At 68.0% G+C, this 22,136-nt stretch carries 21 protein-coding genes and 1 pseudogene; 13 read left to right on the forward strand and 9 right to left on the reverse strand.

The window, feature by feature from the left end; translation table 11 throughout:
• Positions 1-2: 2 nt before the first annotated feature.
• Positions 3-884: a flagellar hook-associated protein FlgL gene (flgL, locus tag PV762_RS02870; protein ID WP_421033513.1), complete on the forward strand. Its 882-nt coding sequence runs from the start codon at positions 3-5 to the stop codon at positions 882-884.
• Positions 874-2,034 carry a hypothetical protein gene (locus PV762_RS02875; RefSeq protein WP_421033514.1) on the forward strand — a complete coding sequence of 387 codons (1,161 nt, stop codon included), beginning with the start codon at positions 874-876 and terminating at the stop codon, positions 2,032-2,034. The genes flgL and PV762_RS02875 overlap by 11 nt, the downstream gene beginning before the upstream one ends.
• 31 nt (positions 2,035-2,065) lie before the next feature.
• Here PV762_RS02875 and PV762_RS02880 read toward each other — a convergent pair whose 3' ends face one another.
• Positions 2,066-3,742 carry a hypothetical protein gene (locus tag PV762_RS02880; RefSeq protein WP_421033515.1) on the reverse strand — a complete coding sequence of 559 codons (1,677 nt, stop codon included), beginning with the start codon at positions 3,740-3,742 and terminating at the stop codon, positions 2,066-2,068.
• 201 nt (positions 3,743-3,943) lie between these two features.
• On the opposite strand from PV762_RS02880, the gene PV762_RS02885 reads away from it, so the two are divergent.
• The 3 genes from PV762_RS02885 (at position 3,944) to upp (ending at position 6,251) form a co-directional block, all read left to right on the forward strand.
• On the forward strand, positions 3,944-4,729 hold the full coding sequence (locus tag PV762_RS02885; protein ID WP_421033516.1) for a DUF1624 domain-containing protein: 786 nt from the start codon (positions 3,944-3,946) through the stop codon (positions 4,727-4,729).
• A 25-nt stretch (positions 4,730-4,754) separates the two neighbouring features.
• Positions 4,755-5,516 carry a 23S rRNA (guanosine(2251)-2'-O)-methyltransferase RlmB gene (rlmB, locus tag PV762_RS02890; protein ID WP_421033517.1) on the forward strand — a complete coding sequence of 254 codons (762 nt, stop codon included), beginning with the start codon at positions 4,755-4,757 and terminating at the stop codon, positions 5,514-5,516.
• A 102-nt stretch (positions 5,517-5,618) separates the two neighbouring features.
• Positions 5,619-6,251 (forward strand): uracil phosphoribosyltransferase, encoded by a 633-nt coding sequence (gene upp / locus PV762_RS02895; protein WP_421033518.1) that lies wholly within the window; start codon positions 5,619-5,621, stop codon positions 6,249-6,251.
• Between the two features lie 180 nt (positions 6,252-6,431).
• On the opposite strand, the gene chrA is transcribed toward upp, so the two are convergent.
• Positions 6,432-7,652: a chromate efflux transporter gene (gene chrA / locus PV762_RS02900; protein ID WP_421033519.1), complete on the reverse strand. Its 1,221-nt coding sequence runs from the start codon at positions 7,650-7,652 to the stop codon at positions 6,432-6,434.
• Positions 7,653-7,828: 176 nt separating this feature from the next.
• Between chrA and PV762_RS02905 the strand changes: the two genes are divergently transcribed.
• Genes PV762_RS02905 through arsH form a run of 4 tightly spaced genes read left to right on the forward strand, consistent with a single transcriptional unit; the run spans position 7,829 to position 10,199 of the window.
• Positions 7,829-8,152 carry an ArsR/SmtB family transcription factor gene (locus PV762_RS02905; RefSeq protein WP_421033520.1) on the forward strand — a complete coding sequence of 108 codons (324 nt, stop codon included), beginning with the start codon at positions 7,829-7,831 and terminating at the stop codon, positions 8,150-8,152.
• Positions 8,153-8,157: 5 nt separating this feature from the next.
• Entirely contained in the window at positions 8,158-8,661 is a 504-nt protein-coding gene (locus tag PV762_RS02910; RefSeq protein ID WP_421033521.1) for an arsenate reductase ArsC, read from the forward strand.
• Positions 8,662-8,665: 4 nt separating this feature from the next.
• Positions 8,666-9,364, forward strand: a complete 699-nt coding sequence (locus PV762_RS02915; protein WP_421033522.1) for an aquaporin — start codon at positions 8,666-8,668, stop codon at positions 9,362-9,364.
• On the forward strand, positions 9,357-10,199 hold the full coding sequence (arsH, locus tag PV762_RS02920) for an arsenical resistance protein ArsH (protein ID WP_421033523.1): 843 nt from the start codon (positions 9,357-9,359) through the stop codon (positions 10,197-10,199). Before PV762_RS02915 ends, arsH begins: the two co-directional genes overlap by 8 nt.
• Before the next feature lie 132 nt (positions 10,200-10,331).
• On the opposite strand, the gene PV762_RS02925 is transcribed toward arsH, so the two are convergent.
• The 6 genes and pseudogenes from PV762_RS02925 to PV762_RS02950 form a co-directional block, all read right to left on the reverse strand.
• Positions 10,332-10,742 (reverse strand): DUF3224 domain-containing protein, encoded by a 411-nt coding sequence (locus PV762_RS02925; protein WP_421033715.1) that lies wholly within the window; start codon positions 10,740-10,742, stop codon positions 10,332-10,334.
• Between the two features lie 602 nt (positions 10,743-11,344).
• Complete coding sequence (locus PV762_RS02930; RefSeq protein WP_421033524.1) at positions 11,345-11,998, reverse strand: glutathione S-transferase; 654 nt, start codon at positions 11,996-11,998, stop codon at positions 11,345-11,347.
• Positions 11,986-12,231: pseudogene (locus tag PV762_RS02935) on the reverse strand (GreA/GreB family elongation factor); the annotation flags it as partial. The pseudogene PV762_RS02935 and the gene PV762_RS02930, both read right to left, overlap by 13 nt.
• 348 nt (positions 12,232-12,579) lie before the next feature.
• Positions 12,580-13,203, reverse strand: a complete 624-nt coding sequence (locus PV762_RS02940; RefSeq protein ID WP_421033525.1) for a chromate transporter — start codon at positions 13,201-13,203, stop codon at positions 12,580-12,582.
• Positions 13,200-13,844 (reverse strand): chromate transporter, encoded by a 645-nt coding sequence (locus PV762_RS02945; protein WP_421033526.1) that lies wholly within the window; start codon positions 13,842-13,844, stop codon positions 13,200-13,202. The genes PV762_RS02940 and PV762_RS02945 overlap by 4 nt, the downstream gene beginning before the upstream one ends.
• The gene (locus PV762_RS02950) at positions 13,841-14,848 is read right to left on the reverse strand and encodes a D-2-hydroxyacid dehydrogenase family protein (RefSeq protein ID WP_421033527.1); all 1,008 of its coding nucleotides are present in this window, start codon (positions 14,846-14,848) and stop codon (positions 13,841-13,843) included. Before PV762_RS02950 ends, PV762_RS02945 begins: the two co-directional genes overlap by 4 nt.
• A 135-nt stretch (positions 14,849-14,983) precedes the next feature.
• On the opposite strand from PV762_RS02950, the gene PV762_RS02955 reads away from it, so the two are divergent.
• Entirely contained in the window at positions 14,984-15,490 is a 507-nt protein-coding gene (locus PV762_RS02955) for a DUF1993 domain-containing protein (RefSeq protein WP_421033528.1), read from the forward strand.
• Here PV762_RS02955 and PV762_RS02960 read toward each other — a convergent pair whose 3' ends face one another.
• Positions 15,491-16,012 (reverse strand): hypothetical protein, encoded by a 522-nt coding sequence (locus PV762_RS02960; RefSeq protein ID WP_421033529.1) that lies wholly within the window; start codon positions 16,010-16,012, stop codon positions 15,491-15,493.
• Between the two features lie 440 nt (positions 16,013-16,452).
• Between PV762_RS02960 and PV762_RS02965 the strand changes: the two genes are divergently transcribed.
• The 3 genes from PV762_RS02965 to PV762_RS02975 are packed head-to-tail and all read left to right on the forward strand — an operon-like array spanning position 16,453 to position 21,982.
• Positions 16,453-18,309 carry a tetratricopeptide repeat protein gene (locus PV762_RS02965; RefSeq protein WP_421033530.1) on the forward strand — a complete coding sequence of 619 codons (1,857 nt, stop codon included), beginning with the start codon at positions 16,453-16,455 and terminating at the stop codon, positions 18,307-18,309.
• Positions 18,310-18,328: 19 nt separating this feature from the next.
• Entirely contained in the window at positions 18,329-20,728 is a 2,400-nt protein-coding gene (locus tag PV762_RS02970) for a type I secretion system permease/ATPase (protein ID WP_421033531.1), read from the forward strand.
• A 45-nt stretch (positions 20,729-20,773) separates the two neighbouring features.
• A complete protein-coding gene (locus PV762_RS02975; RefSeq protein ID WP_088403727.1) occupies positions 20,774-21,982 on the forward strand; it encodes an HlyD family type I secretion periplasmic adaptor subunit in 1,209 nt (402 codons plus the stop codon).
• Positions 21,983-22,136: the final 154 nt, after the last annotated feature.

Raw genomic sequence — 22,136 nt, forward strand, 5'->3', positions numbered from 1 at the left:
CCATGCGCATCGCCAGCAACCAGTACCACACGACGATGAACAGCGCGCTGCAGGCCGCCAACGAGGGCCTGACGCATGTGATGCAGCAGATGGCGTCGGGCCAGCGCGTGCTCAAGCCGTCGGACGACAGCATCGCCGCGCTGCGGCTGGCGCGGCTCTCGCGCGAGGAAGCGTCGCTGAGCCAGTACCGCGACAACATCGGCGCGCTGCAGAGCCGGCTCCGGACCAGCGAGGTCTCGCTGGACAGCATCCGCGAGGACCTGCAGGCCACGCGCGACCTGCTGGTCTGGGCGGCGGACGCGGGCAACACCGGCGACGACCTGAACGCGATGTCGGGCTCGGTGAAGACGCTGCACGACAGCCTGCTCTTCCTGGCCAACAGCAAGAACGCGGAAGGGCGCTACCTGTTCTCCGGCACGGCCAGCGACCGGCCGACCGTCGACCCCGCCTACAACTTCCTGGGCAACTCGCAGACGCAGCAGGTGGCGGTGGCGGACAACATGGCCATCGGCGGCAACGTGTCGCTCGAAGGCATGGGCGGCTTCCTGCGTCAGCTCAACGCGCTGGGCGCCCAGCTGGCCACGCCGGGCGTGACGGCCGAGGGCGTGCACGCCGAGGTGACCGCGATGATCGACGCGCTCGACCTGACGCTGGGCGATGTGGCGGGCAAGATCGGCCAGCTCGGCGGACGCCAGAGCATCCTGGACACGATAGACACCAACCACGCGTCGGTCAGCCTGTCCAACCGGCAGAGCGCGCTCGACCTCGGCCAGATCGATTACGGCGAAGCCGCCACGCGCCTCAACAGCTACACGCTGGCGCTGCAGGCGACGCAGAAGGCCTATGCCAAGGTCAGCCAGCTGAGCCTGTTCGATGCGATCTGACGCGATCCCGGCGCCGCTGTTCGGCGGGACAACCAGCGGCGTAACGAACGCCGCGAGCGCCACAGGCGCAACGAGCGCCCCTGGCGGCGCGCATGTCGCGAATCTTGCGGGGGCCGCGAACGGTACGAACGGACGGCGCGGCGCCGCCGATCCGGCGAGCGCGAGGCCGCCCGTCGTCGAACTGGCCGCCGCGCCGCTGCGCTCGGCGGACGCGGCCTCCGCGGCCCGCGAGCCCGGCGCGCAGTTGCAGCTCGGCAAGCTTCAGCAAGGACTGGACTACCTCGACCGCCTCGCGGCGGCGATGCAGCAGCTCAAGGGCGGGCTCAGCGACACGTTGGCACGCCAGACGGCACCGTCCGCGGCGGTCCATGGACAGCTCGATCAGCTGCGGCAACTCTGGGCGCAGCGCGGCCGAGATGCCGGCGGGCGCGTCGATGCCGAACTGCAGGCCGCGCCCCAGGACGGCGCGGCGCGCCAACGCTTCAAGCTGCGCGGCCTCGATCTGGCCGTGCTGCAGCAGGGCGGCAAGGAAACGCTGCGGCTGCAGTTGCCGAGCCAGCCTCAGGACAGCGGCGGCAGCAGCAACGGTGGCATCGGCAACAACGGCGGCAAGCCGACGCTGATTGCCGTCACGCTGGACGGCGAAGGCACGCAGCAGCAGTTGCTGGCGCTGACGAAGGCCTTGTCCCCGGCGGGCCTGTCGGTGCAGGCGCAGGGGACCGAGATCGTCTTCAGCGTCGCCGAATCGCAATGGCCCGCCTTGCGCGACGGCCTGACGCTGCGCGGCGAGGGCAAGCGATTCCCGAGCGGTCAACCGGTGCGCGCGCTGCTGGAGCCGTCGCCCGACGCGCTGCAGCCCCAACGCTGGGACGTGAAGGAGGCGACCGGCCAGCGCCAGGCGCTGGGACAACTGCTGCAGGCCGAGCCCAAGGTCGCGCAGGCGCGGGCGCGCCTGCATGAACAGCTCGTGGCGTCGGCCACGCCGCCTGCGGGGGCGGTCGAAGAGACGCTGTCGCCGGAGCAGGCTGGGCGGCTCGCCGGATCGCTGGCCGGCGCGCTGTCCGGCGCCGAATACAGCGACGTCGGCGCGCTGCTGCCCGCGCTGCGCGGCATGCACCGGCAACGCGTGCGGCAGTTGCTGGGTTCCTGAGTTCTCGAGTCTGAGGTTCCGGAGCGTCGTCTCAGAGCCCGCCGACGAAATCGTCGATCTGGAATGCCACGCAGAGCGTGTGGGTGATCGTGCTGCTCTTGCTGAAGCGGACGATCAGCTTCACCAGCTCCGAGTTCTCGTGGCAGTTGCCGCGCTGGACGCTCGCGAACCGGTGCTTCCCGTTGCTCAACGCGACCAGCATGTCCACGGTGTTCTGCGCCGGCACCAGCGTGTCCGCGCTGAAGTGGTACAGCTGTACCTGGGCCTGCGGCAGGTCATAGACCTGGGATCCGGTGACCAGGCTGTTCGCGCCGAGCTGGCGGACGAAGTCCTGGGCCTTGCCGTCCTTGTAGTCGGCCAGGAAGGATGGCAGGAGTTGGCCGGCGGCGTCGAAGACGAGCTTGGGATCGAAAGCGTAGTTCCCGTAGGCCTGGAAGCTGGTCATGACGTCGCGGGTGTGGCTGGGCAGGAAACCCAGGTTCTCGTTCATGGCGTAGGCGTCGCGGGCGGCGCCGCCGGCGGTCAGCAGCGCGCCGTGGAAGGTCCGGTAGACATCGTAGGGCCCCTGGGCGGCGGAGACGACGCGCACCGTGCCTTCCCGGGCCAGGTAGGGCAGGGACGCGAGGGTGGAATACGCGCCCTGCGAGCCGCCGAACAGGCGCAGGTCCGTGCCGAGGGTGGACAGGTAGTGCTGCTGGACGTAGGCGCGGACGGCGCGCAGCAGGTCCTGGGTCTGTCCGGCCGTGTCCGCGGCGACGAGGTAGGCCTGCGGCAGCGACTGCGAGTCGCCCAGACCGATCAGGTCGGGCGCCAGGAACAGGTGTCCCTTGCCTGCGGCGATCAGGCCGGGAATGCCCATCGTGGTGGCGCCGGAAGACGGTGCATCCGACGTGCTGTCCGTGGCGCCGCGCTGACCGATGACGACCGGCATGCCGTGGAAGTCGACCGGTTGCCCGCCGGGCGACCGCTCGGGCGCGATGAGCAGCGCGCTCAGCGTCACCGGGTTGCCGCGCGCGTCGGCGCTGCGGTAGGCCACCTTGCTGATGGCGGCGCCGTAGCGGGCCTCCGGCTTGGCCATGCGGGGAAGTTCCACCCGCAGCGCGTTCTCGAACAGGAATTTCTTGATGTCATTGCCCTTGGCGATCGCCTCCGCGAACGCGTCGAGCACGTTGTTGATGTCGCCTGGACCGATGTGCGCGGCATTGGGCAGGGATGGCAGCTGCAAGGCCTGGTCGGTGACGGAGACGACCTCGCCGCGCCGTTCGATGCCTGTCTTGAAGGTGGAGACGGTCTTGGCGTTCCAGCGCAGGCGGTAGATGGCGCCCGGGTCGAGCTCGGCGGCCGCTTCGATCGTGCGGGTGCCGACGAAGCCGCCCTGCGGATTCGGCCACTCGCTGCTGGCGACGACGTTCGCGGCGACCGTCGACTGGCTGGCATCCTGCAGGGTGAGATCGCCGCAGGCCCCGGCCGTGGGGGCGGCATAGACGATGGTGATCAGCGGATCGACGAAGGTCTGCTCGATGGCGTCCGCCGGCGTGACGCGCAGGACGCTGCAGGCGACGGTGGGATCCGGGACGGGGATCAGGGTGCTGGACGGTGACGCGTCGGGATCCGGCGATCGTCCGCCGCAGGCGGTGAGCAGGAAGCAGGCGGTGAGGGTGGCGAGCGCGGCGAGCGCGGACGGCACGGCGGGACGGTGAAAACGCATGGGACACGGTCTAAGTAGGGACGGCGTCATCGTCGATTTCTGTTCCCTTGCGCTCAATGACGCCGACGGGTGGAGGGGGAGGCGCGACCGACAGGTCCGGGTGGTCGACCCACTTGAATGCGGGGGTCGGGCGTGGGCGGCGATCGGACGTCGGACACCCGTCATCGAGTGACGCGGCGGCTTGGGTAGACTGCAACTCCGATGAATCCGCCGGCCCGCTTCCCGATCGCAACGCCTGACCCCGGCCTGGAGGCCGTGTCGCACGCCTTTTCGACGACGCCGCGCTACGACCGCCTGGACGCGCTGCGGGGGCTGGCGATGGTCTGGATGACCGTCTTCCACTTCTGCTTCGACCTGAGCTACTTCAAGGTCATCGTGGAGGACTTCTACCGCGATCCGTTCTGGACCTGGCAGCGCAGCGGCATCGTCAGCCTGTTCCTGCTGTGCGCGGGCATGGGCCAGGCGGTGGCGCTGGCGCAGGGCCAGACGGCCTACCGCTTCTGGCGCCGCTGGGGTCAGGTCATGGTCTGCGCGCTGCTGGTGTCGATCGGTTCGTGGTTCATGTACCCGCGCTCCTTCATCAGCTTCGGCGTGCTGCACGGCATGGCGCTGATGCTCATCCTGGTGCGCTTCGGCTTCTCCAGACTGCCCACGGCCGCGCTGTGGGTGCTGGGCGCGGTGGCGGTCGCGCTGCCCTTCTTCATCGCGCATCCCTTCTTCGACACCCGGACGACGAACTGGGTGGGCCTGGTCACGCGCAAGCCGCTGACCGAGGACTTCGTCCCTCTCCTGCCGTGGCTGGGCCCCATGCTGTGGGGCTGCGCGCTGATGCGGCTGGAGGCGGTGCGCGACTGGATGCAGCGGCCGTTGCTGCCGGGCGCCCGTCCGTTGTCGGTGATGGGGCGGTGGTCGCTGTCGTACTACATGCTCCATCAGCCGGTGATGCTGGGCGCGCTGATGGGCGCGCGCCACCTCGGCTGGCTCTGACGGCGGGTGCGCGACAATCGCGCCCATGAGCTCCTCTCCCGCCTCCTCCAAGACCCAGATCCTGTTCGGCTTCCACGCCGTCACCGTGCGGCTGAAGACCGCGCCTGCCTCGGTGCAGGAGATCCTCTTCGACGCGACCCGCAAGGACCAGCGCATGCGCGGGTTCCTGGAGAAGGCGGAGGCGGCGGGCGCGAAGCTGGTCGAAAGCGACGACGACCGGCTGAAGGCGCTGTGCGGCACGCATCGCCACCAGGGCGTGGTGGCGCGGGTCAAGGCGGTGGCGAAGTCGCATTCGCTGGACGAGGTGCTGGAGCAGGTCGAAGGCCCGCCGCTGGTGCTGGTGCTGGACGGGGTCACCGATCCGCACAACCTGGGCGCCTGCCTGCGCGTGGCCGACGGTGCCGGCGCGCATGCGGTGGTCGCGCCCAAGGACCACGCGGTGGGGCTCAACGCGACGGTGGCCAAGGTCGCCAGCGGGGCGGCGGAGACCGTGCCCTACCTGATGGTGACCAACCTGGCGCGGTCGCTCAACGAGCTCAAGGAGCGTGACATCTGGGTGATCGGCACCTCGGACCAGGCGGAGAAGACCCTGTACGACCTGGACCTGACGGGGCCGGTGGCGCTGGTGCTGGGCGCCGAGGGCGACGGCATGCGCCAGCTGACCGCGAAGACCTGCGACGAGCTGGTGCGCATCCCGATGCAGGGCGCGGTCGAGAGCCTGAACGTCTCGGTCGCGGCGGGCGTGTGCCTGTACGAGGCGCTGCGCCAGCGCGAGAAGAAGGCCTGAGCCGGCCAGAGCCGGCCTGATCGTCGACGCGAGATAATCGCGACCATTCCGGCGCCCACGAGGCGCCGTTCCAATATTCGCAGCCTCATTCCTGGTACCGCCATGTCAGTCATCGAAGTCAAGCATCCCCTCGTCAAGCACAAGATCGGCCTGATGCGGGAGGGCGACATGTCGACCAAGAAGTTCCGCGAGCTGACCGGCGAGGTGGCCCGGCTGCTGGCCTACGAGGCGACGGCGGATTTCCCGCTGGAGAAGACGACGATCGAGGGCTGGTGCGGCCAGGTCGAGATCGACCAGATCGCGGGCCGCAAGGTCACGGTGGTGCCCATCCTGCGCGCGGGTCTGGGCATGCTGGACGGCGTGCTGGACATGATGCCCAACGCCAAGGTGAGCGTGGTCGGGCTGGCGCGGGACCATGAGACGCTGCAGCCGGTGAACTACTTCGAGAAGTTCGTCGGCAAGCTGGACGAGCGCACCGCGCTGATCGTCGATCCGATGCTGGCGACGGCGGGCTCGATGATCGCGACGGTGGATCTGCTGAAGCAGCGCGGCTGCAAGGACATCCGCGCGCTGGTGCTGGTCGCGGCGCCGGAAGGCGTGGCCGCGCTGAACAAGGCGCATCCGGACATCCGCTGCTGGACAGCGGCGATCGACTCGCACCTCAACGAGAACGGCTACATCATCCCGGGCCTGGGCGACGCCGGGGACAAGATCTTCGGGACGAAGGACGTTTGAGGGATTTGCGCGCGGAGTGAGCGGCGTAGCGGCCAAGGGCGCAGCGGCCTCGACGAAGTCCCCGTCAGGCTGAAAGCGGACGGTGACCACCTCATCCTACGGGCCGATACGCGCCGCAAACAGCAGCAGTGGTCCATTGAAGTGCGGACCTTTTCATGTACCTTCGCGAGCTTTTCGGATTCAGCCCAGGAACGCCCAGCCTGCCGCAGCCGCGAGGAGCACCACGATGAGTGGCGACAGGCGCGCGTAGACCAGCAGCGCAAACGCCACAAGTGCCGTGGCAAAGTCGGCGCGTGTGCGAATCGCACTCGTCCATACCGGGTCGTACAACGCCGCCAGCAGGATGCCGACCACGGCAGCATTGATGCCGGCCATGGCCGACTGCACAGCTGCTCGCTGCCGCAGCGCGTCCCAGAAGGGCACCGCACCCACCACGAGCAGGAACGCCGGCAAAAATATCGTGGCCAGCAGTGCGAGCCCGCCCGTCCAGCCCGAGAACGGGCCGTCCATGACAGCGCCCAGGTAGGCGGCAAACGTGAACAGGGGCCCAGGTACGGCTTGCGCAGCGCCGTATCCCGCAAGGAACTGCTCGTTCGTGACCACTCCTGCCGGAACCACCGTCGCCTGCAGCAGAGGCAGCACGACGTGGCCTCCACCGAACACTAGAGCGCCTGCACGATAGACGCCCTCCACAACGGTCCACAACAGCGATTGGGTAGCAACGGCGACGCCTGACAAGCCCACAAGAAGACCGAAGAACAAGGCGAAAGCAGCGGCGCCCGCCGCCTTTGAGACGCCATAGCTGCGATGGACAACGGGCTCCTGCCGTGGGAGCTTCACCATTCGCCAACCGACGAGGCCACCGACTCCGATGGCGATGACCTGTGATGACGAGGCTGGCAGGACCAGGACCAGAAGCGCCGCCACCATCGCAATAGCTGAGCGAGCGCCGTCCGGGCACAGATTCCTCGCCATGCCCCAGACCGCCTGCGCCACGACTGCCACGGCGGCAACCTTCAATCCGTGCACCACGCCGCTCCCCGCGAGCGCTCCCCAGTGCTGGAGCCCGTAGGCAAAAACGATGAGCGCGAAGGCGGACGGAAGTGTGAAGCCACACCACGCCGCCAACGCTCCGAGCCAGCCTGCTCGCGCCAGCCCGATAGCGATGCCGACCTGACTGCTTGCAGGACCCGGAAGAAACTGGCAGAGCGCCACCACGTCCGCGTAGCTTCGCTCGTCAAGCCAACGGCGACGCTCCACGATCTCGGCTCGAAAGTAGCCCAGGTGGGCGACGGGGCCGCCAAAAGAGGTGAGCCCGAGTTTCAGGAATGCGAGGAGCACCTCGAAGGCGCCGCCTCGTTGTTCTGCGGTGACGAGCTCAATGTGCTTCTCTGCAGCCATGCCGCAATCGTATGCCGCTCCCATGACTGTCATCCGGCGAATCCTGGCGAAGCACGAAAAGCAGCTTCCGCTGCGGGTCTGCCGGGGCTCCAGGCTGGAAGCGGGCGTCTCGGCCTCCGTGTGGACATGCCCCCGCGCTCGTTGCAAGTCCTCAACTATTCGACTATTCTCGAAGGATGGAGGACGTCGATGTTGTTCGTGCGCTCGGCGCGCTTGCGCAGCCATTGCGGCTGCAGGTGTTTCGTGCCCTGGTGGTGGTCGGTGAGGCGGGGCTGACGCCCGGCGCCATCCAGGAAGCATTGGGCGTCCCCCCGGCGACGCTGTCCTTCCATCTAAAGGAATTGCTCGCGTCCGGCCTCGTGACCCAGGAGCGCGCGAGCCGCCACCTCATCTACCGCGCCGACTACCAACGCATGAACGGTCTCCTGGGCTACCTCACCGAGAACTGCTGCCAAGGTGCCGCCTGCGCGGTCGACAAGAAGTCCGCATCCTGCTGCTGAACCTCATGACCACGAACGTCCTCATCCTCTGCACACACAACTCCGCCCGCAGCGTGCTGGCGGAGGGCATGCTGAACCACTGGGCCAAGCAGCTGGGCACGAACATCAAGGCCTACAGCGCCGGCAGCGCCCCCAGCGGTCGCATCAATCCGTTCGCCCTCGAGGCGCTACAGGGGGCGGGCGTCGACACCGCCGGCTATCGGAGCAAGAGCTGGGACGAGTTCACCGCTCCTGAGGCCCCGCCGTTGTCCATCGTCATCACGGTGTGCGACAGCGCCGCGGCTGAGCAATGTCCGGTGTTCTTCGGCGGTACGGGGCAGCCGGTCAAGGTGCATTGGGGCTACCCGGACCCGTCCAACGCGGACGGCGGAGATGACGGGAAGCGACGCGCCTTCGAGCTGACCCGGCAGGCCATCGGCTACCGGATGCTGCAACTGGCGCAGTTGCCCCTTGAGGCTATGACGATGGCCGAGCAGCAACTCGCGCTGTCCAGGATTGCGCAGAACTGACGCGATGAATTTGACCCGCAAGCTCTTCGCCGAGATGTTGGGCACAGCACTGCTGCTGGCCGTTGTCATCGGCTCCGGGGTGATGGCCGAGCGCCTGGCAGGTGGCAATGTCGGTGTCGCGCTGCTGGCCAACACCCTGACCACCGTCGGCGGCTTGTATGTCCTCATCGAGCTGTTCGGGCCTGTCAGCGGCGCCCACTTCAATCCGGTCGTCAGTGCCGTGATGGCCTGGCGTCGAGAGCTGCCGGCTGCCTCCCTGATCCCTTACGTCATCGCCCAGCTGTCCGGCGCCGTGCTTGGCGCCTGGCTCGCGCACGCGATGTTCGACATGAACCTGCTGCAGCTCTCCACGAAGCTGCGCAGCGGCAGTGGGCAGTGGATTGCGGAAGGGGTCGCGACCTTTGGACTGCTGCTCGTCATCCTCCGCGCGCCGGCGCCGCGCGTCGCGGCGATGGTGGCCAGCTACATCGGCGCAGCCTACTGGTTCACCGCCTCGACATCGTTCGCCAACCCGGCGGCAGTGTTCGGCCGCATGTTCAGCGGCAGCTTTGCCGGTATCGCACCCGCGAGCGCGCCAGGGTTCGTCATCGCCGAATTGGTTGGTGCCGCGCTCGCGGTCGCAGCGAATCACGCGCTGTCTTCCAACCGTTCGTCGGTCGAGGCGACGCCCCCCACTTCCTCGCCGCCAGTACGTCATGTCTGACCACCTCTTCCCCGACGCCACCTTGCCTGCGTTGAGCGCCGAGCTGCTGGATATCCCCAACCAAGCGCGTCTGACGGCGGCGACGCCATCGCAGCACCCTCCGCGAATCCTGATGCTCTACGGCTCCCTGCGCGAGCGCTCCTACAGCCGCCTGCTGACGTTTGAAGCTGCCCGGTTGTTGGAGGCGATGGGCGCTGAGGTCCGGATCTTCGACCCGTCCGGACTGCCGCTGCCGGACGATGCGCCGGACACGCACCCCAAGGTGGCGGAGCTCCGCCAATTGGCCACCTGGTCGGAGGGCATGGTGTGGTGCTCGCCGGAAAGGCACGGGGCCATGACCGGCATCATGAAGACGCAGATTGACTGGATTCCGCTCTCGAACGGCTCGGTGCGCCCCACGCAAGGAAAGACGCTGGCGGTGATGCAGGTGTCGGGCGGCTCGCAGTCGTTCAACGCGGTGAACCAGATGCGAGTGCTTGGCCGCTGGATGCGGATGCTGACCATCCCGAACCAGAGCTCGGTCGCGAAGGCCTTCGCGGAGTTCAGCGAGGAAGGTCGGATGAAGCCGTCGTCCTACTACGACCGGGTCGTCGACGTGGTGGAGGAGCTGCTCAAGTTCACCTTGCTGACGCGCGACCTGGGTCCGTACCTGGTGAACCGCTACAGCGAGCGAAAGGAGAGCGCTGCGGAACTGGCCCAGCGTGTTGAGTTCAGCAAGGCAACGGGCTGCGGCTCTGCGGCCTCCGACACGGAAGGTAGCCGCAGCGTCGCCTCCTGCGAGATGCCAGAGGTTGCTTCAGACGCACCACCGAAGTCCTCACGCTGCTGCGGTTGATGAAGGGGCGCTTACGCTGCGAAGCAGCCGTTTCCAATATCACTCCGAGCGGCTCCCAAACTCCCCGCCCGCACCTTCACTGTGGAGGAAAGGCTTGACGCGCTTTCCATGACATGACTTGGTTTGCCAAGTTCACGGCGCCGCGCCCGACAGCGTGTAGTCGAAGCGATAGGAATGCGCACCGCCCGGCGCGATGTCGATCGTCATGCGGCCGGCCAGCCCGGCGAGTGCCTCGGTGGCGGAGTCTGGCACGACGGTGATCGACTGCGTGGGCACGCCACGTTCCATGGTCGAACTGTGCTGCAGCACGAAGCTTCCAGCGTGGCCGTCCAGGGTGCCGCTGACCTTCTCCATCGCAACGTAGCCGGCCGAGCCGGTGACCGCGCTGCGGCATGCGAGCATCTCGCCGGCGCTCACCGCCTCCAGCGCGCCGTGGAAGCGCTTGTCGATGGCCATCCGGCCGAGGCCGGCCTGGGACGCAGCCTCAGTGGCCGGCTGCGGCGAGAGTTGGACATCGAACTTTCCGCTGGCGATATGGACGATCAAGGCAGGCTCCTTCGCTGAATCAGGTGACGACGCATCGGCCGCGTTCGCTCCGAGTGAGACGCATAGCATGGCGCCGATCAAGGATCGAAAAATCTTCATGGCATCATGAATCGAATCGGCCGGAAATCGGCCGGAGATCGGCCGCCAGCCTGCATTGAAGCAACGAACCCGATGTCGACGATTGGAAGAACGCGACAGCCTCCGGGCCAAGAGGCCCGTGGTGTCCTGCACCGTCTGCCGCCAGGGGAGTTCGCCCATTCGCGCATCGCGCCGCCGCCGGATCTGGCCGATCGACTCGCTTTTCGGTCCCGATGCGGTCGCTCTGAACGAGGTGCTGGACTGCGGAGACGTAGAGGCGAGCGCACTCGCCTCGGACTTCCTGCGCGCCCGCCTTCCCGCGCTGGATGCGCCCGCGCGGCTAGCCGGTCGCATCGTCGATGGCGTCGCCGAGGATCTCGAACTGCACTCGGTCGACGCGCTCGCGCGCCGCTTCGGCATGAGCCCGCGCACGCTTCAGCGCCTGTTCCCGACCAGGTGGGCGTCGGCCCGAAGTGGGTCATCAACCGCTACCGCATGCGCGAGGTCTGAAGGTTCCTCGGTTACAGCAGCGGAAAGCGACTCACACCTTCCGCCGGCAGCTTGTGCATGCAAGCGGCGAACAGCGGGTGGGCGAGCCAGCCGTTCAGCCATGACCGCAACGACGGCACGTCCAGCGTTGCAAACCACTCCGGCTCCACTGCGGCGAACTGGCGGACGAAGGGGAACACAGCCAGGTCGGTGGCGCACGGCGTAGCGCCGCCCAGGCAGGGCTCGCTGCGCAGCCGCGCCTCCAGCGGTCGCAGAAGCACATCGACCGCGCTGTCGCGGTGTGCTTCTGGCGCGAGGGTCTCACTCGCGTAGCGCTGCGGGTACTTCCAGCGGTCCAGGTGGTGCTTGAAGTCGCCGTCATTCCGCTGCAGCAGGTCAAGGTTCGCAAGCGACTGCGCCCGCTCCCACCAGCCCTGCGCAGCGGGCTCAGCCAGTGCCCAGCGCATGATGTCCCAGCTCTCCTCGATCACGACGCCATCGGGCAACTGCAGCACGGGCACCGTTCCCTTCGGAGACAAGGCCAGCAGGCTCGCCGGCTTGTCGCGCAGGCTGACCTCCACCGCGTCGAAGTTCCGCCCGGCCTGCAGCAGCGCCATCCGCGCGCGCATCGCATAGGGGCAGCGGCGGAAGGTGTAGAGCCGTGGCAACTGGCTCAACGAACCCATAGCACCTCGAACTGCTGTCGGGTGGAAGCGACCTGCATCGACACCTCATCCCCTTCGCACTTGCCCAGCATGGCCCTGCCCAACGGGGTTTCGCTGCTGATGACCTGGACGATCTGAGCATCGATCGTCAGCTTCATGCTGCCCCCATCCGGGCCGAGGAAAAGCTGTTGCTCCTTGCCGTCGGCATCGGCGAGGCAGGCCAGCGCACCGAGTTGGATGCCTTTGCCGACGTCCAGCACCTGCTGCTGCACCAAGGATTTGTCGATCATGAAAGGCGGGCATCTCAAACAAGCGGAGGTCGCTTGATTGTGACGGCCTCTGGCGGCGTCGGACGCTTCGATCACCGGCAGCCAGTCTCAACCGCGAACGCAATGAAGCCATCGGCGATGTCGGGACACGTCGCCGGTCACGCGCTGAGCGAAAGCCGTCGGGAGGAAGGCGGCCAGCAGCAGGCCGAACAGGGGGCTGACTTCAGGTGCGCTCCAGGTCGATGACGTGGCGCACGTTCGTCCCAGGCCGGGCAGGGATCAATCCCTAGGTTCCGGCCGTGCTGCTGTGAGGGCCATCGCTTCGGGCGCCTGCTACACCACGCCGAGCGCGCCCAGCACACCCCCGGCCAGCACCATCCACACGATGCCGATCTTGGTCCGCATCGTGAGGACCACCGTCGCGACGATCATCGCCAGCGTCGCCCAGCGGTGGGAGGGCTCGACGAGGTAGGGCGCCGCCAGCAGCCAGCCCGTCGCGATCATCAATCCCAGCGTCAACGGCGCCATGCCGACGGTGAACGCACGCACCCCCAGGTGCTCGCGGTTGTTGCGCGCCCAGCGCGTCGCGGCCACGACCAGCGTGGTCGACGGCAGCAGGATGCCGGCCATCGCCGCGGCCGCGCCGAGCAGGCCGGACACGTTGAAACCCAGCACCGCGACGAACAGGATGTTCGGACCCGGCGCGGCCTGCGCCAGCGCGATCGAACTGGTGAAGCTCTGGTCGGTCAGCCAATGGCGCTCGTCGACCAGGTAGCGGTGCATGTCCGGCGCCGTCGTGATCGCGCCGCCGATCGACAGCAGCGACAGCATCAGGAAGTGCAGCATCAGCGCGCCGAGCTCGGACCAGCTCAGCGCGCCGACGAGCATCTGGGCCCAGCCTGCCTGCGCGCCGACCTGCGTGGCGAGCTGTGTCGCGACCTGGGCCTCGGCGCTCATGGACGAACACCCGCGCGGCTGCGCTTGAGCGCGATCAGCGCCAGCGTCATGCCCAGCCCGCCGACGCTCAGCACGATCCAGAACAGCGGCAGCTTCAGCCAGACCGTCGCGCCGAACACCAGCGCCGCGAGCGCCAGTCCCGGCGCCAGGCCGATGGGGTTCTTCTTCAGCGAGGGCAGCAGCTTGAAGCCCGTGGCCAGGATCAGCCCCGCCGACACCGCCCCCATGCCGCGCAATGCGCCGGTCATCCGCGGCGAGGCCAGCCAGGTCGTCGACAGCGCCGCCAGGATCAGCACGATCACGGCCGGGAACAGCATCATGCCGGCGAGCGCGACCAGGGCGCCGCGCAGGCCGAAAAAGCGGTCGCCGATCATCAGCGAGATGTTCACGATGTTCGGTCCGGGCAGCACCTGCGCGACGGCGAGCGTCTCGACGAACTCCTCGCGCGACATCCAGTTCAGGCGCTCGACCAGCTCCCGCTGCGCGACCGCCAGCACGCCGCCGAAGCCCTGCAGCGCCAGCCAGGTGAAAGCCCAGAACAGCTGAGAGAGCGACTCGGGTTGCGAGAGCGGGAGCGGCGCGGCCTGCGCCGCGGCGCCTTCAGGGGAGGAGGGCGTTCCGGAGGAAGGCCCTGCGCTCACCGGTGCCCCTTCAGAACGTCCGGGTTGACGATGTTGGACGGCTTGCCGGCCATGTAGTTCAGGACGTTGTCGAACGCCGCGTCGAAGTACATCTGGTAGCTGTCCTGCTCCACGTAGCCGATGTGCGGCGTGCACACGGCGTTCTCCAGGCGCAGCAGCGGGTGGCCCTGCAGGATCGGTTCGGACTCGAACACGTCGACCGCCGCCATGCCGGGTCGGCCCCGGTTCAGGCCGGACACCAGCGCCCCGTCGGCGACCAGTTCCGCGCGCGACGTGTTCACGAACAGCGAAGTCGGCTTCATCCGCGCCAGGTCCTCGGAGGTCACGATGCCCGTCGTCTCGTCGGACAGCCGCAGATGCAGCGTCAGCACGTCGGCCTGTTCGAAGAAGGCTTCGCGGGTGTCCGCGGCCTGGTGACCGTCGGCCTGCGCGCGCAGCCGCGAGGCCTCGCTGCCCCAGACGATCACGTGCATGCCGAAGGCCTTGCCGTAGCCGGCGATCAGCTGGCCGATCTTGCCGTAGCCCCAGATGCCCAGCGTCTTGCCCCGCAGCACCATGCCCAGGCCGAAGTTCGGCGGCATCGAGCCCGACTTCAGGCCCGACTGCTGCCACACGCCGTGCTTGAGCGTCGAGATGTACTGCGGCAGCCGCCGCATCGCGGCCATGATCAGCGCCCAGGTCAGCTCCGCGGGCGCGATCGGCGATCCGCCGCCTTCGGCCACGGCGATGCCCAGCCGCGTGCAGGCGTCCACGTCGATGTGTTTGCCCACGCGCCCGGTCTGCGAGATCAGCTTCAGCTTGGGCAGCTTTTCCAGCAGTTGGCGCGGGAAGTGGGTGCGTTCGCGGATCGTCACCAGCACTTCCGCGTCCCGCAGCCGGACCGACAGCTGTCCGATGCCCTTGACGGTGTTGGTGAAGACCTTGGCGTTCAGCGCGTCCAGCTTGGCGGCGCAAGGGAGCTTGCGCACGGCGTCCTGGTAGTCGTCGAGGATGATGATGTTCATAGGCGTGCGGGCTCCGATCCTACTCGCCTGAATCGGTCACCCCAAGGCCATTGGGCGAGCGTCGTGCAACAGATCGGAACAGGCACTAGCATCCGGCCCGCATCGCATCCCCCATCCCCAGACAAGGAGACTTCCATGGACATGTACGCCGCCACCGTGCCGGTGTTCGACCGCATGCTGATCAACATGCAGACCTGGATCCGCACCGCGCGCGATCACGCCATCGCCAAGGGCTTCGACGAATCCGTCTACCTCACGCTGCGCCTGGCGCCCGACATGCTGCCGCTGCCGCGTCAGATCCAGATCGCCAGCGACGCCGCCAAGAGCGGCGCGGCCCGCCTGGCCAGCATCGAGGTGCCGAGCTGGCCCGACGACGAAGCCACGCTGGACGATCTGATCCAGCGCATGCAGAAGACGCGCGACTTCCTCAAGACGGTCACGCCCGAGCAGATCAACGGCTCGGAGGCGCGTGCGATCAGCGTGCCGCGTCGCAGCAAGGAACCGCTGCAGTTCGAGGGCCAGGACTTCGTCCGCTTCTACAACCTGCCCAACTTCTTCTTCCACGCCACGACGCTGTACGCGCTGCTGCGCAACGCCGGCGTGCCGCTGGGCAAGATGGATTTCCTGGGTCAGCCCAAGTAGTCAGCCGAGCAGCCGGCGGAGCAGGCTCTTGCCCTGTTCCAGCTGCCGGTTGAGCGCGATCAGGCGGGCTTCGGCTTCCGCCTGGTCGAAGCAGCGCGCCACTTCCGTGTAGATCGCCGTCCGCAGGTGCCACAGGTCCTGCGGATGCCGCGCATGGACGATGTGGCGGAGCAGGGCAGCCACGCGCTCCTGCGCGTCCGGATCGGCCTCGCCGGCCAGGTCGGTGACGCTGGCGCGGAAGGCGGTCCGCAGCTTGGCCATCGCCCGGGCGCTGGCCTGGGGCCGGCGGCCTTCGCCGGGCCACAGCCGCATCAGGCTCTGGAAGATGGAATCCCCGTTGCGCCGCCGTGTCGGCGCATCGTTCATCGCCGCGCCCCCGGCGCCGCCGAGGCGGCCGGCCGGCTCCACCCAGGACTGGGTGTCCACCGCGCGCGTTTCGAAATCGTCCGGCTCCGCGGCTTCCACCGCTTCCGCCGCCTCGACGATCTCATCCCATCGGGACAGACTCGGAATCGCTTTCATGGGCTTGCGTTCTTCTTGTCCTGGTTGATCGAACGCGCGTCCCTCGACGTCCCTTGGCGGGCTTGCTCTATCGCGCGGCGTCCAGACTCTTGAAGGCCCGGATCGCGAGACGATTGTGGAAGTCGGACCTGTAACAAGAAGCTCCGATAAGGGCGTGACGGCGCCCTCAAATCGTGCTCAAGTTCTCACTCCGGCGGCCGATAACGGGCTGAATGGGCGGGTCGCCGGTGTCCGCGGCACGCCCAGGGCGGGCACTCCACGCAGGGAAATGGGCGGTCGGCACCGTCCATTTGCCGGGATGCCTCCCGGAGCGCACGGACACAATCCCGTACAGGCGGCCCCTGGGCCCGAGCCGGCACGTCCGGCCGCGTCCGCCGGACCGCATCACCGTGCCCCGAAAGCCCGATCACATGGACATCGCCCGCCCCAGCATGCCGAACTTGAGCGTTCCCGCCCCGCTGGCCCAGGAATGGGAGCAGCTGCTGACCCGTGCCCGAGAGGGCTCGCTCCCCCTGCCGGAGCTGATGGACCGCGGCAACTTCTTCCAGGGCCAGAATCTCGGCGACGCCGCCGCGCATCTGTATGAGACCTGGCTGTCGCACGAGGGCCAGCCGCCCGCGGCGCGTCTGGTGGCGCTCTACAACTGGGGCACCGTGCTGGGCAACGTCCAGCAGCATGAACGCGCCGAGCAGGTCTACCGGCAGGCGCTGGCGATCAGCCCGACCTTCGCCCAGGCCCGTCTGAACCTCGGCCACCAGCTGGAGCACCTCGGGCGTGTCGATGACGCCCTCGGCGCCTGGCGCGAGGTCTACGACGGCGCCGGCCCCATGGAGGCGCTTGGCGCCGACCAGACCGGCTTGCGCACCCACGCCTTCAACAATGCAGCCCGGCTGCTGGAACTGCAGCGTCGGTATGACGAGTCCGAAGCGCTGATGGTGCGCAGCCTCGCGCTGAACCCGGACCAGACGGATGTCATGCAGCATTACGTGCACATCCGCCAGAAGCAGTGCAAGTGGCCGGTTTACGAGGCGTTCGGCGAAGTTACACACAACAAGCTGCTGATTGCCACCTCATTGCTGGCCACACTCAGCGCCACCGACGACCCCGCGCTGCAGATGGGCGCCGCCCAGCGCTTCGTCCACGAGAAGGTGACGAAGCAGAAGGACGCGCTCTGGCGCCATCCCGTGTCGGTCGCCGCACGGGAGCAGGGCGGCAAGATCAAGATCGGCTACCTCTCCGGCGACCTTTGCATGCACGCCGTGGGTCTGCTCACCGCCGAGCTGTACGAGCTGCACGATCGCGAGAAGTTCGAGATTCATGCCTTCGATTGGAGCCGCGAAGACGGCACTTCCCTGCGCAAGCGCATCCTGATGTCGATGGACAAGGTCTGGCGCTTGAACGCGATGGACGACGCAACCGCCGCCAAGTTGATCGCGCAGGCCGGCATCGACGTGCTGGTGGACCTGCAGGGCCTCACCAGCGGCGCGCGCCCCAATATCCTGGCGCATCGCCCGGCCCCGGTGCAGGTCAGCTACCTGGGCCTGCCGGCGACCTCGCTGCTGCCTGGCGTCGACTGGATCCTGGCGGATCGCTTCACGATGCCGCCCGAATACCTGCCGTACTGTAGCGAAAAGCCCATTTTCCTGCCGCATTGCTACCAGGTCAGCGACCGCAAGCGCGAGATCGGCGCGGATCCCACCCGTGCCCAGTACGACCTGCCGGCGGATGCCTTCGTCTTCTGTTCGTTCAACAACAACCACAAGATGAACGCCGAGATGTTCGGCGCCTGGATGCGCATCCTGCACGGCGTGTCGAACTCGGTCCTGTGGCTGCTGGCGGACAACGAGTGGGCCAAGGCCAACCTCCTCCACGAGGCGGAGGCCGCCGGCATCGACGCCTCGCGCCTGGTCTTCGCGCCGCGTGTCGCACCGCCGGACTACCTGGCGCGTTTCCAGTTGCCGGACCTGGTGCTGGATACCTTCCCGTACAACGCCGGCACCACCGCCAGCGACTGCCTCTGGATGGGCACGCCCATCCTGACCCGCTCCGGCCGCAGCTACATCTCCCGCATGTGCGGCAGCCTGCTGACCGCCGTCGGCCTGCCGGACCTGATCACCTTCTCGGTCGAGGAATACGTCCAGCGCGCGATCCAGATCGGGCTGAATCCGGGCCGCGCGAAGTCCTACAAGCGCTACCTGCGGGACGAAGGGCGCAACAGCGCACTTTTCGACATGCCTGGCATCGTTCGTGACATCGAGCGCGAATTCGAGCAATTGGCACTCGCACATAGAAGCTGAAATTGACAAGATTTGATCAATGAACCGGCCTCACGATCCCTTCTTCGATGGTGACCAGCGCGCCCGCGGCCCCGGCCTGCGCCTGGCCGCGGAAGACGGCCAGCGTGCGCCCGGGATCCCGGACGCGCCGCACGACCCGCTCGCGGACCTGGCGCAGCAGCCGGCGATCGATCCGCTGCTGCAATGCCTGTCCTGGATCACGCAGCACCACGGCCGTGCCCGCTCGGTCGAGTCGCTGCGCGCCGGCGCGCCGGTGGAAGGGGCGCTCAGCCCCGACCAGGCCATCCGCCTGATGCGCGAAGCCGGCTACAACGCCGGCCTGCTGCGCAAGGGCATCGAGGAAATCAACCAGCTGCTGCTGCCGGCGGTGCTGCTGCTCAACGGCGGCGACGCCTGCGTGCTGGTGCGCCGCCTGGACGACGACGGCTCCGGCGCCGTCCGCTATGAGGTCGTCTTCCCCGGCCCCGAGGCGGCCAGCTGTGTCGCGCCGGCCTCCGAGCTGGACCAGGAGTACAGCGGCTTCATCCTGGCGATCGCGCCGCAGGAGGTCTCGCAGGCCCGGCCGATCAGCGGCGCCAAGGACGACGACACGCCGCTGCTGCAGGCCGGTTCGCACTGGCTGTTCGGTACGCTCAAGCGCTTCATCCCGTACTACCGCTCGGCGATGCTCGCCGCGCTGCTGAGCAACGTGCTCATGATGGTCTCAGGCCTGGTGACCTCGGTCATCTACGACAAGGTGATCCCGCACCAGGCCTTCGTCACGCTGTGGACGCTGGCGGTCGGCGCGGGCCTGGCGCTGGTCTTCGACCTCTTCGCCCGCCAGCTGCGCGCGCACCTGATCGACCTCGCCGGCCGCAAGACCGACCTGATCGTCGGCGCCAAGCTGTTCCGCCAGACGCTGGGCGTGCGCATGGAACACCGCCCCGCGTCGGCCGGCTCCTATGCCCACTACCTGGCCCAGGTCGAAGTCGTGCGCGACTTCTTCACCTCGGCCACGATGTCGGTGCTGACCGACCTCCCGTTCGTGATCCTCTTCGTCGCGATGACCTTCATCATCGGCGGCCCCCTGGGCTGGGTGCTGCTGATCGCCATCCCCCTGATGCTGCTGATGAGCTTCGGCATCCAGGGCTATCTGCGCCGCGCGATGCGCACCAACATGACCGAGGCCGCCGACCTCCACGGCACGCTGGTGGAAGCGCTCGAAGGCCTCGAGGACCTCAAGACCACCGGCGCCGAAGGCCGCTTCCTGCGCCGCTACGAGCACAGCACCGCCATCGTCGCCGAGTCCGCGCTCAAGGCCCGCACCATGGCCAGCTGGAGCATGAACATCTCGATGACCATGCAGCAGGCGATCAACCTGGTGATGCTGGTCTGGGGCGTCTACCTGATCAACGAGAGCGTCATCAGCGCCGGCGCCTTGATCGGCGCGGTCATGTTCGCCGGCCGCGCCACCGTGCCGCTGAACAGTCTGGTGAGCCTGGCGACCCGCTACCAGGGCGCCCGCGCGGCGATGCTGTCGCTGAACTCGGTGATGAGCGCGCCGGTGGAGCGCGACGCCGCCCGCAACTACGTCCCGCTGAACCAGATCACCGGCCGCATCGGCCTGAACGACATCGGCTTCTCCTACCCGGCGCAGGGCGACGCCCAGTCGCCCAAGGTGCTGCGCAACGTCACGATGCGCGTGCAGCCGGGCGAGCGTCTGGCCATCCTGGGCCGCATCGGCAGCGGCAAGTCGACCGTGCTGCGCATGCTGGCCGGCCTCTACCAGCCGACCGAAGGCCACGTCGAGATCGACGGCATCGACCTGCGCCAGGTCGATCCGGCCGAGTTCCGCAGCAAGGTCGGCTTCGTGTCGCAGGAACCGCGGCTCTTCCATGGCACGCTGCGCGACAACGTGCTGATGGGCCGTCACGTCGATGCGCAGCGGCTCGTCGAGGTCGCCAAGCTCACGGGCCTGGACCGCGTCGTCGCCGGCCATCCGATGGGCTGGGACCTGCCGGTGGGCGAAATGGGCTCGCTGCTGTCCGGCGGCCAGCGCCAGCTGGTGGCGCTCGCGCGCAGTCTGGTCACCAAGCCGCAGATCCTGCTGATGGACGAGCCGACCAGCTCGATGGACGCGCAGTCCGAGATCGCCTTCCTCCGCCAACTGCGCGACGCCGCCGGCGACTGCACGCTGATCATGGTCACGCACCGACCGGCCGTGCTGGAACTGGTGTCGCGCATCGTCGTCGTCGACACCGGCCGCCTTGTCATGGACGGCCCGCGCGATCAGGTGCTGGCGGCGCTGTCCGGCGCCCGCCCGCCCGGCCAGGCGCAGCAACAGCAGCCCCAGCCGGGCCAACCCGGCCAGCAGCCGCAAGGCGCGCCCGTGCACGTCCATCCGGCCGCGCAGGCGCTGAACCGCGCGGCGTCCGTGTGACGTCCGATTGAAGTCCGCCCGACCTCCGTTCTGAAGTCCTCCTCCATGTCGCAGTCCCGCACCCTCAGCCGCGAAGAAGGCCTGTTCGTCGGCAGCGTCCAGTCGGCGCTGATCGACGAGCCGCTGCCGCGCGCCGTCTGGGCGCTCTACCTGATGGCCGCGGTGCTGCTGGTGGGGCTGGCCTGGTCGTCGATCGCGACCGTCGACGAGGTCACCCGCAGCGACGCGCGCATCGTGCCCGACGGCAAGGAGCAGGTCATCGCCAGCCTGGAGTCCGGCACGCTGGGCAAGCTGCTGGTGCATGAGGGCGAGGAAGTCGAGGCCGGCGAGGCCCTGGCCGAACTGGATCCGACGCGCGCCGAGGCTGCCGAGAACGAAAGCCAGGCCAAGCGCCTGGGCCTGATGGCGCAGGTCGCGCGGCTGCGCGCCGAGGCGCTGGGCGTGCCGCTGAAGTTCCCGGACGAAGTGAAAGGCGTGCAGCGCCTGGTCGACAGCGAGTCCGAGGTCTTCGATACGCGTCGCCGCGTCCTCGAAGAGGCCACCGCCAGCATCAACCGAAGCATCGGCCTGCTCGCCACCGAGCAGAAGATGGCGCAGGACATGGCGTCCAAGGGCCTGATGTCCAACGTCGAGGTCATGCGCGTCACGCGCCAGGTCAACGAACTGCAGCAGCAGCGCAACGAGCGCATCAGCCGCTTCCGCCAGGATTCGAGCTCGGAGCTGTCGAAGGCGCAGACCGATCTCGCGCAACTGGACGAGCAACTGGTCGTGCGCCGCGACGCGGTCACGCGCTCGGTGCTGAAGTCGCCGGTCAAGGGCCTGGTCAAGAACATCAAGATGAACACGGTGGGCGGCGTGATCACCTCCGGCACGCCGATCATGGAGATCGTCCCGATCGGCCCGCGCATCCTGATCGAGGCGCGCATCAAGCCCAAGGACATCGGCTACATCCAGGTCGGGCAGACGGCGATCGTCAAGCTCAACGGCTACGACTTCAACGTCAACGGCGGCCTGCACGGCAAGATCGAGTACGTCAGTCCCGACGCGCTCGGCGAGACCGAGAAGAACAACGAAGGCACCTACTACCGCGTCGTGATCACCGCCGAGCGCAACACGCTGCGCGCCAAGGGCGAACCGTTGCCGGTCATTCCCGGCATGACGGCGATGGTGGACATCCGCACTGGCGAGCGCTCCGTGCTGAGCTACCTCCTGCGCCCGATGCTGAAGTCGAAGGAGGCGCTCCGCGAGCGTTGAACCATCGGCGCGTTCCCGCCGCCGCTGGTGCCGCCCGCTTCACGCGGGCGGTTTCATTTGTAAGCCACGTCTGAAGGTCACGAACAGTCCGGTTGCGCGCCGCTTATCCACGCTTCGATTTCCCGCTGGAATGGTCCAGTAGAGCCCATGGGAA

Source organism: Mitsuaria sp. CC2 (assembly GCF_048957715.1).
Lineage (GTDB): Bacteria > Pseudomonadota > Gammaproteobacteria > Burkholderiales > Burkholderiaceae_C > Roseateles.

Coding starts and splice junctions, on each gene's coding strand:
- PV762_RS02905 (WP_421033520.1), top strand. CDS start 7,829: ATGGAGGACGTCGATGTTGTTCGTGCGCTCGGCGCGCTTGCGCAGCCA.
- PV762_RS02875 (WP_421033514.1), top strand. CDS start 874: ATGCGATCTGACGCGATCCCGGCGCCGCTGTTCGGCGGGACAACCAGC.
- PV762_RS02940 (WP_421033525.1), bottom strand. CDS start 13,203: ATGAGCGCCGAGGCCCAGGTCGCGACACAGCTCGCCACGCAGGTCGGC.
- PV762_RS02975 (WP_088403727.1), top strand. CDS start 20,774: ATGTCGCAGTCCCGCACCCTCAGCCGCGAAGAAGGCCTGTTCGTCGGC.
- PV762_RS02955 (WP_421033528.1), top strand. CDS start 14,984: ATGGACATGTACGCCGCCACCGTGCCGGTGTTCGACCGCATGCTGATC.
- PV762_RS02885 (WP_421033516.1), top strand. CDS start 3,944: ATGAATCCGCCGGCCCGCTTCCCGATCGCAACGCCTGACCCCGGCCTG.
- chrA (WP_421033519.1), bottom strand. CDS start 7,652: ATGGCTGCAGAGAAGCACATTGAGCTCGTCACCGCAGAACAACGAGGC.
- PV762_RS02950 (WP_421033527.1), bottom strand. CDS start 14,848: ATGAACATCATCATCCTCGACGACTACCAGGACGCCGTGCGCAAGCTC.
- flgL (WP_421033513.1), top strand. CDS start 3: ATGCGCATCGCCAGCAACCAGTACCACACGACGATGAACAGCGCGCTG.
- PV762_RS02880 (WP_421033515.1), bottom strand. CDS start 3,742: ATGCGTTTTCACCGTCCCGCCGTGCCGTCCGCGCTCGCCGCGCTCGCC.
- PV762_RS02960 (WP_421033529.1), bottom strand. CDS start 16,012: ATGAAAGCGATTCCGAGTCTGTCCCGATGGGATGAGATCGTCGAGGCG.
- PV762_RS02910 (WP_421033521.1), top strand. CDS start 8,158: ATGACCACGAACGTCCTCATCCTCTGCACACACAACTCCGCCCGCAGC.
- rlmB (WP_421033517.1), top strand. CDS start 4,755: ATGAGCTCCTCTCCCGCCTCCTCCAAGACCCAGATCCTGTTCGGCTTC.
- upp (WP_421033518.1), top strand. CDS start 5,619: ATGTCAGTCATCGAAGTCAAGCATCCCCTCGTCAAGCACAAGATCGGC.
- PV762_RS02970 (WP_421033531.1), top strand. CDS start 18,329: ATGAACCGGCCTCACGATCCCTTCTTCGATGGTGACCAGCGCGCCCGC.
- PV762_RS02915 (WP_421033522.1), top strand. CDS start 8,666: ATGAATTTGACCCGCAAGCTCTTCGCCGAGATGTTGGGCACAGCACTG.
- arsH (WP_421033523.1), top strand. CDS start 9,357: ATGTCTGACCACCTCTTCCCCGACGCCACCTTGCCTGCGTTGAGCGCC.
- PV762_RS02930 (WP_421033524.1), bottom strand. CDS start 11,998: ATGGGTTCGTTGAGCCAGTTGCCACGGCTCTACACCTTCCGCCGCTGC.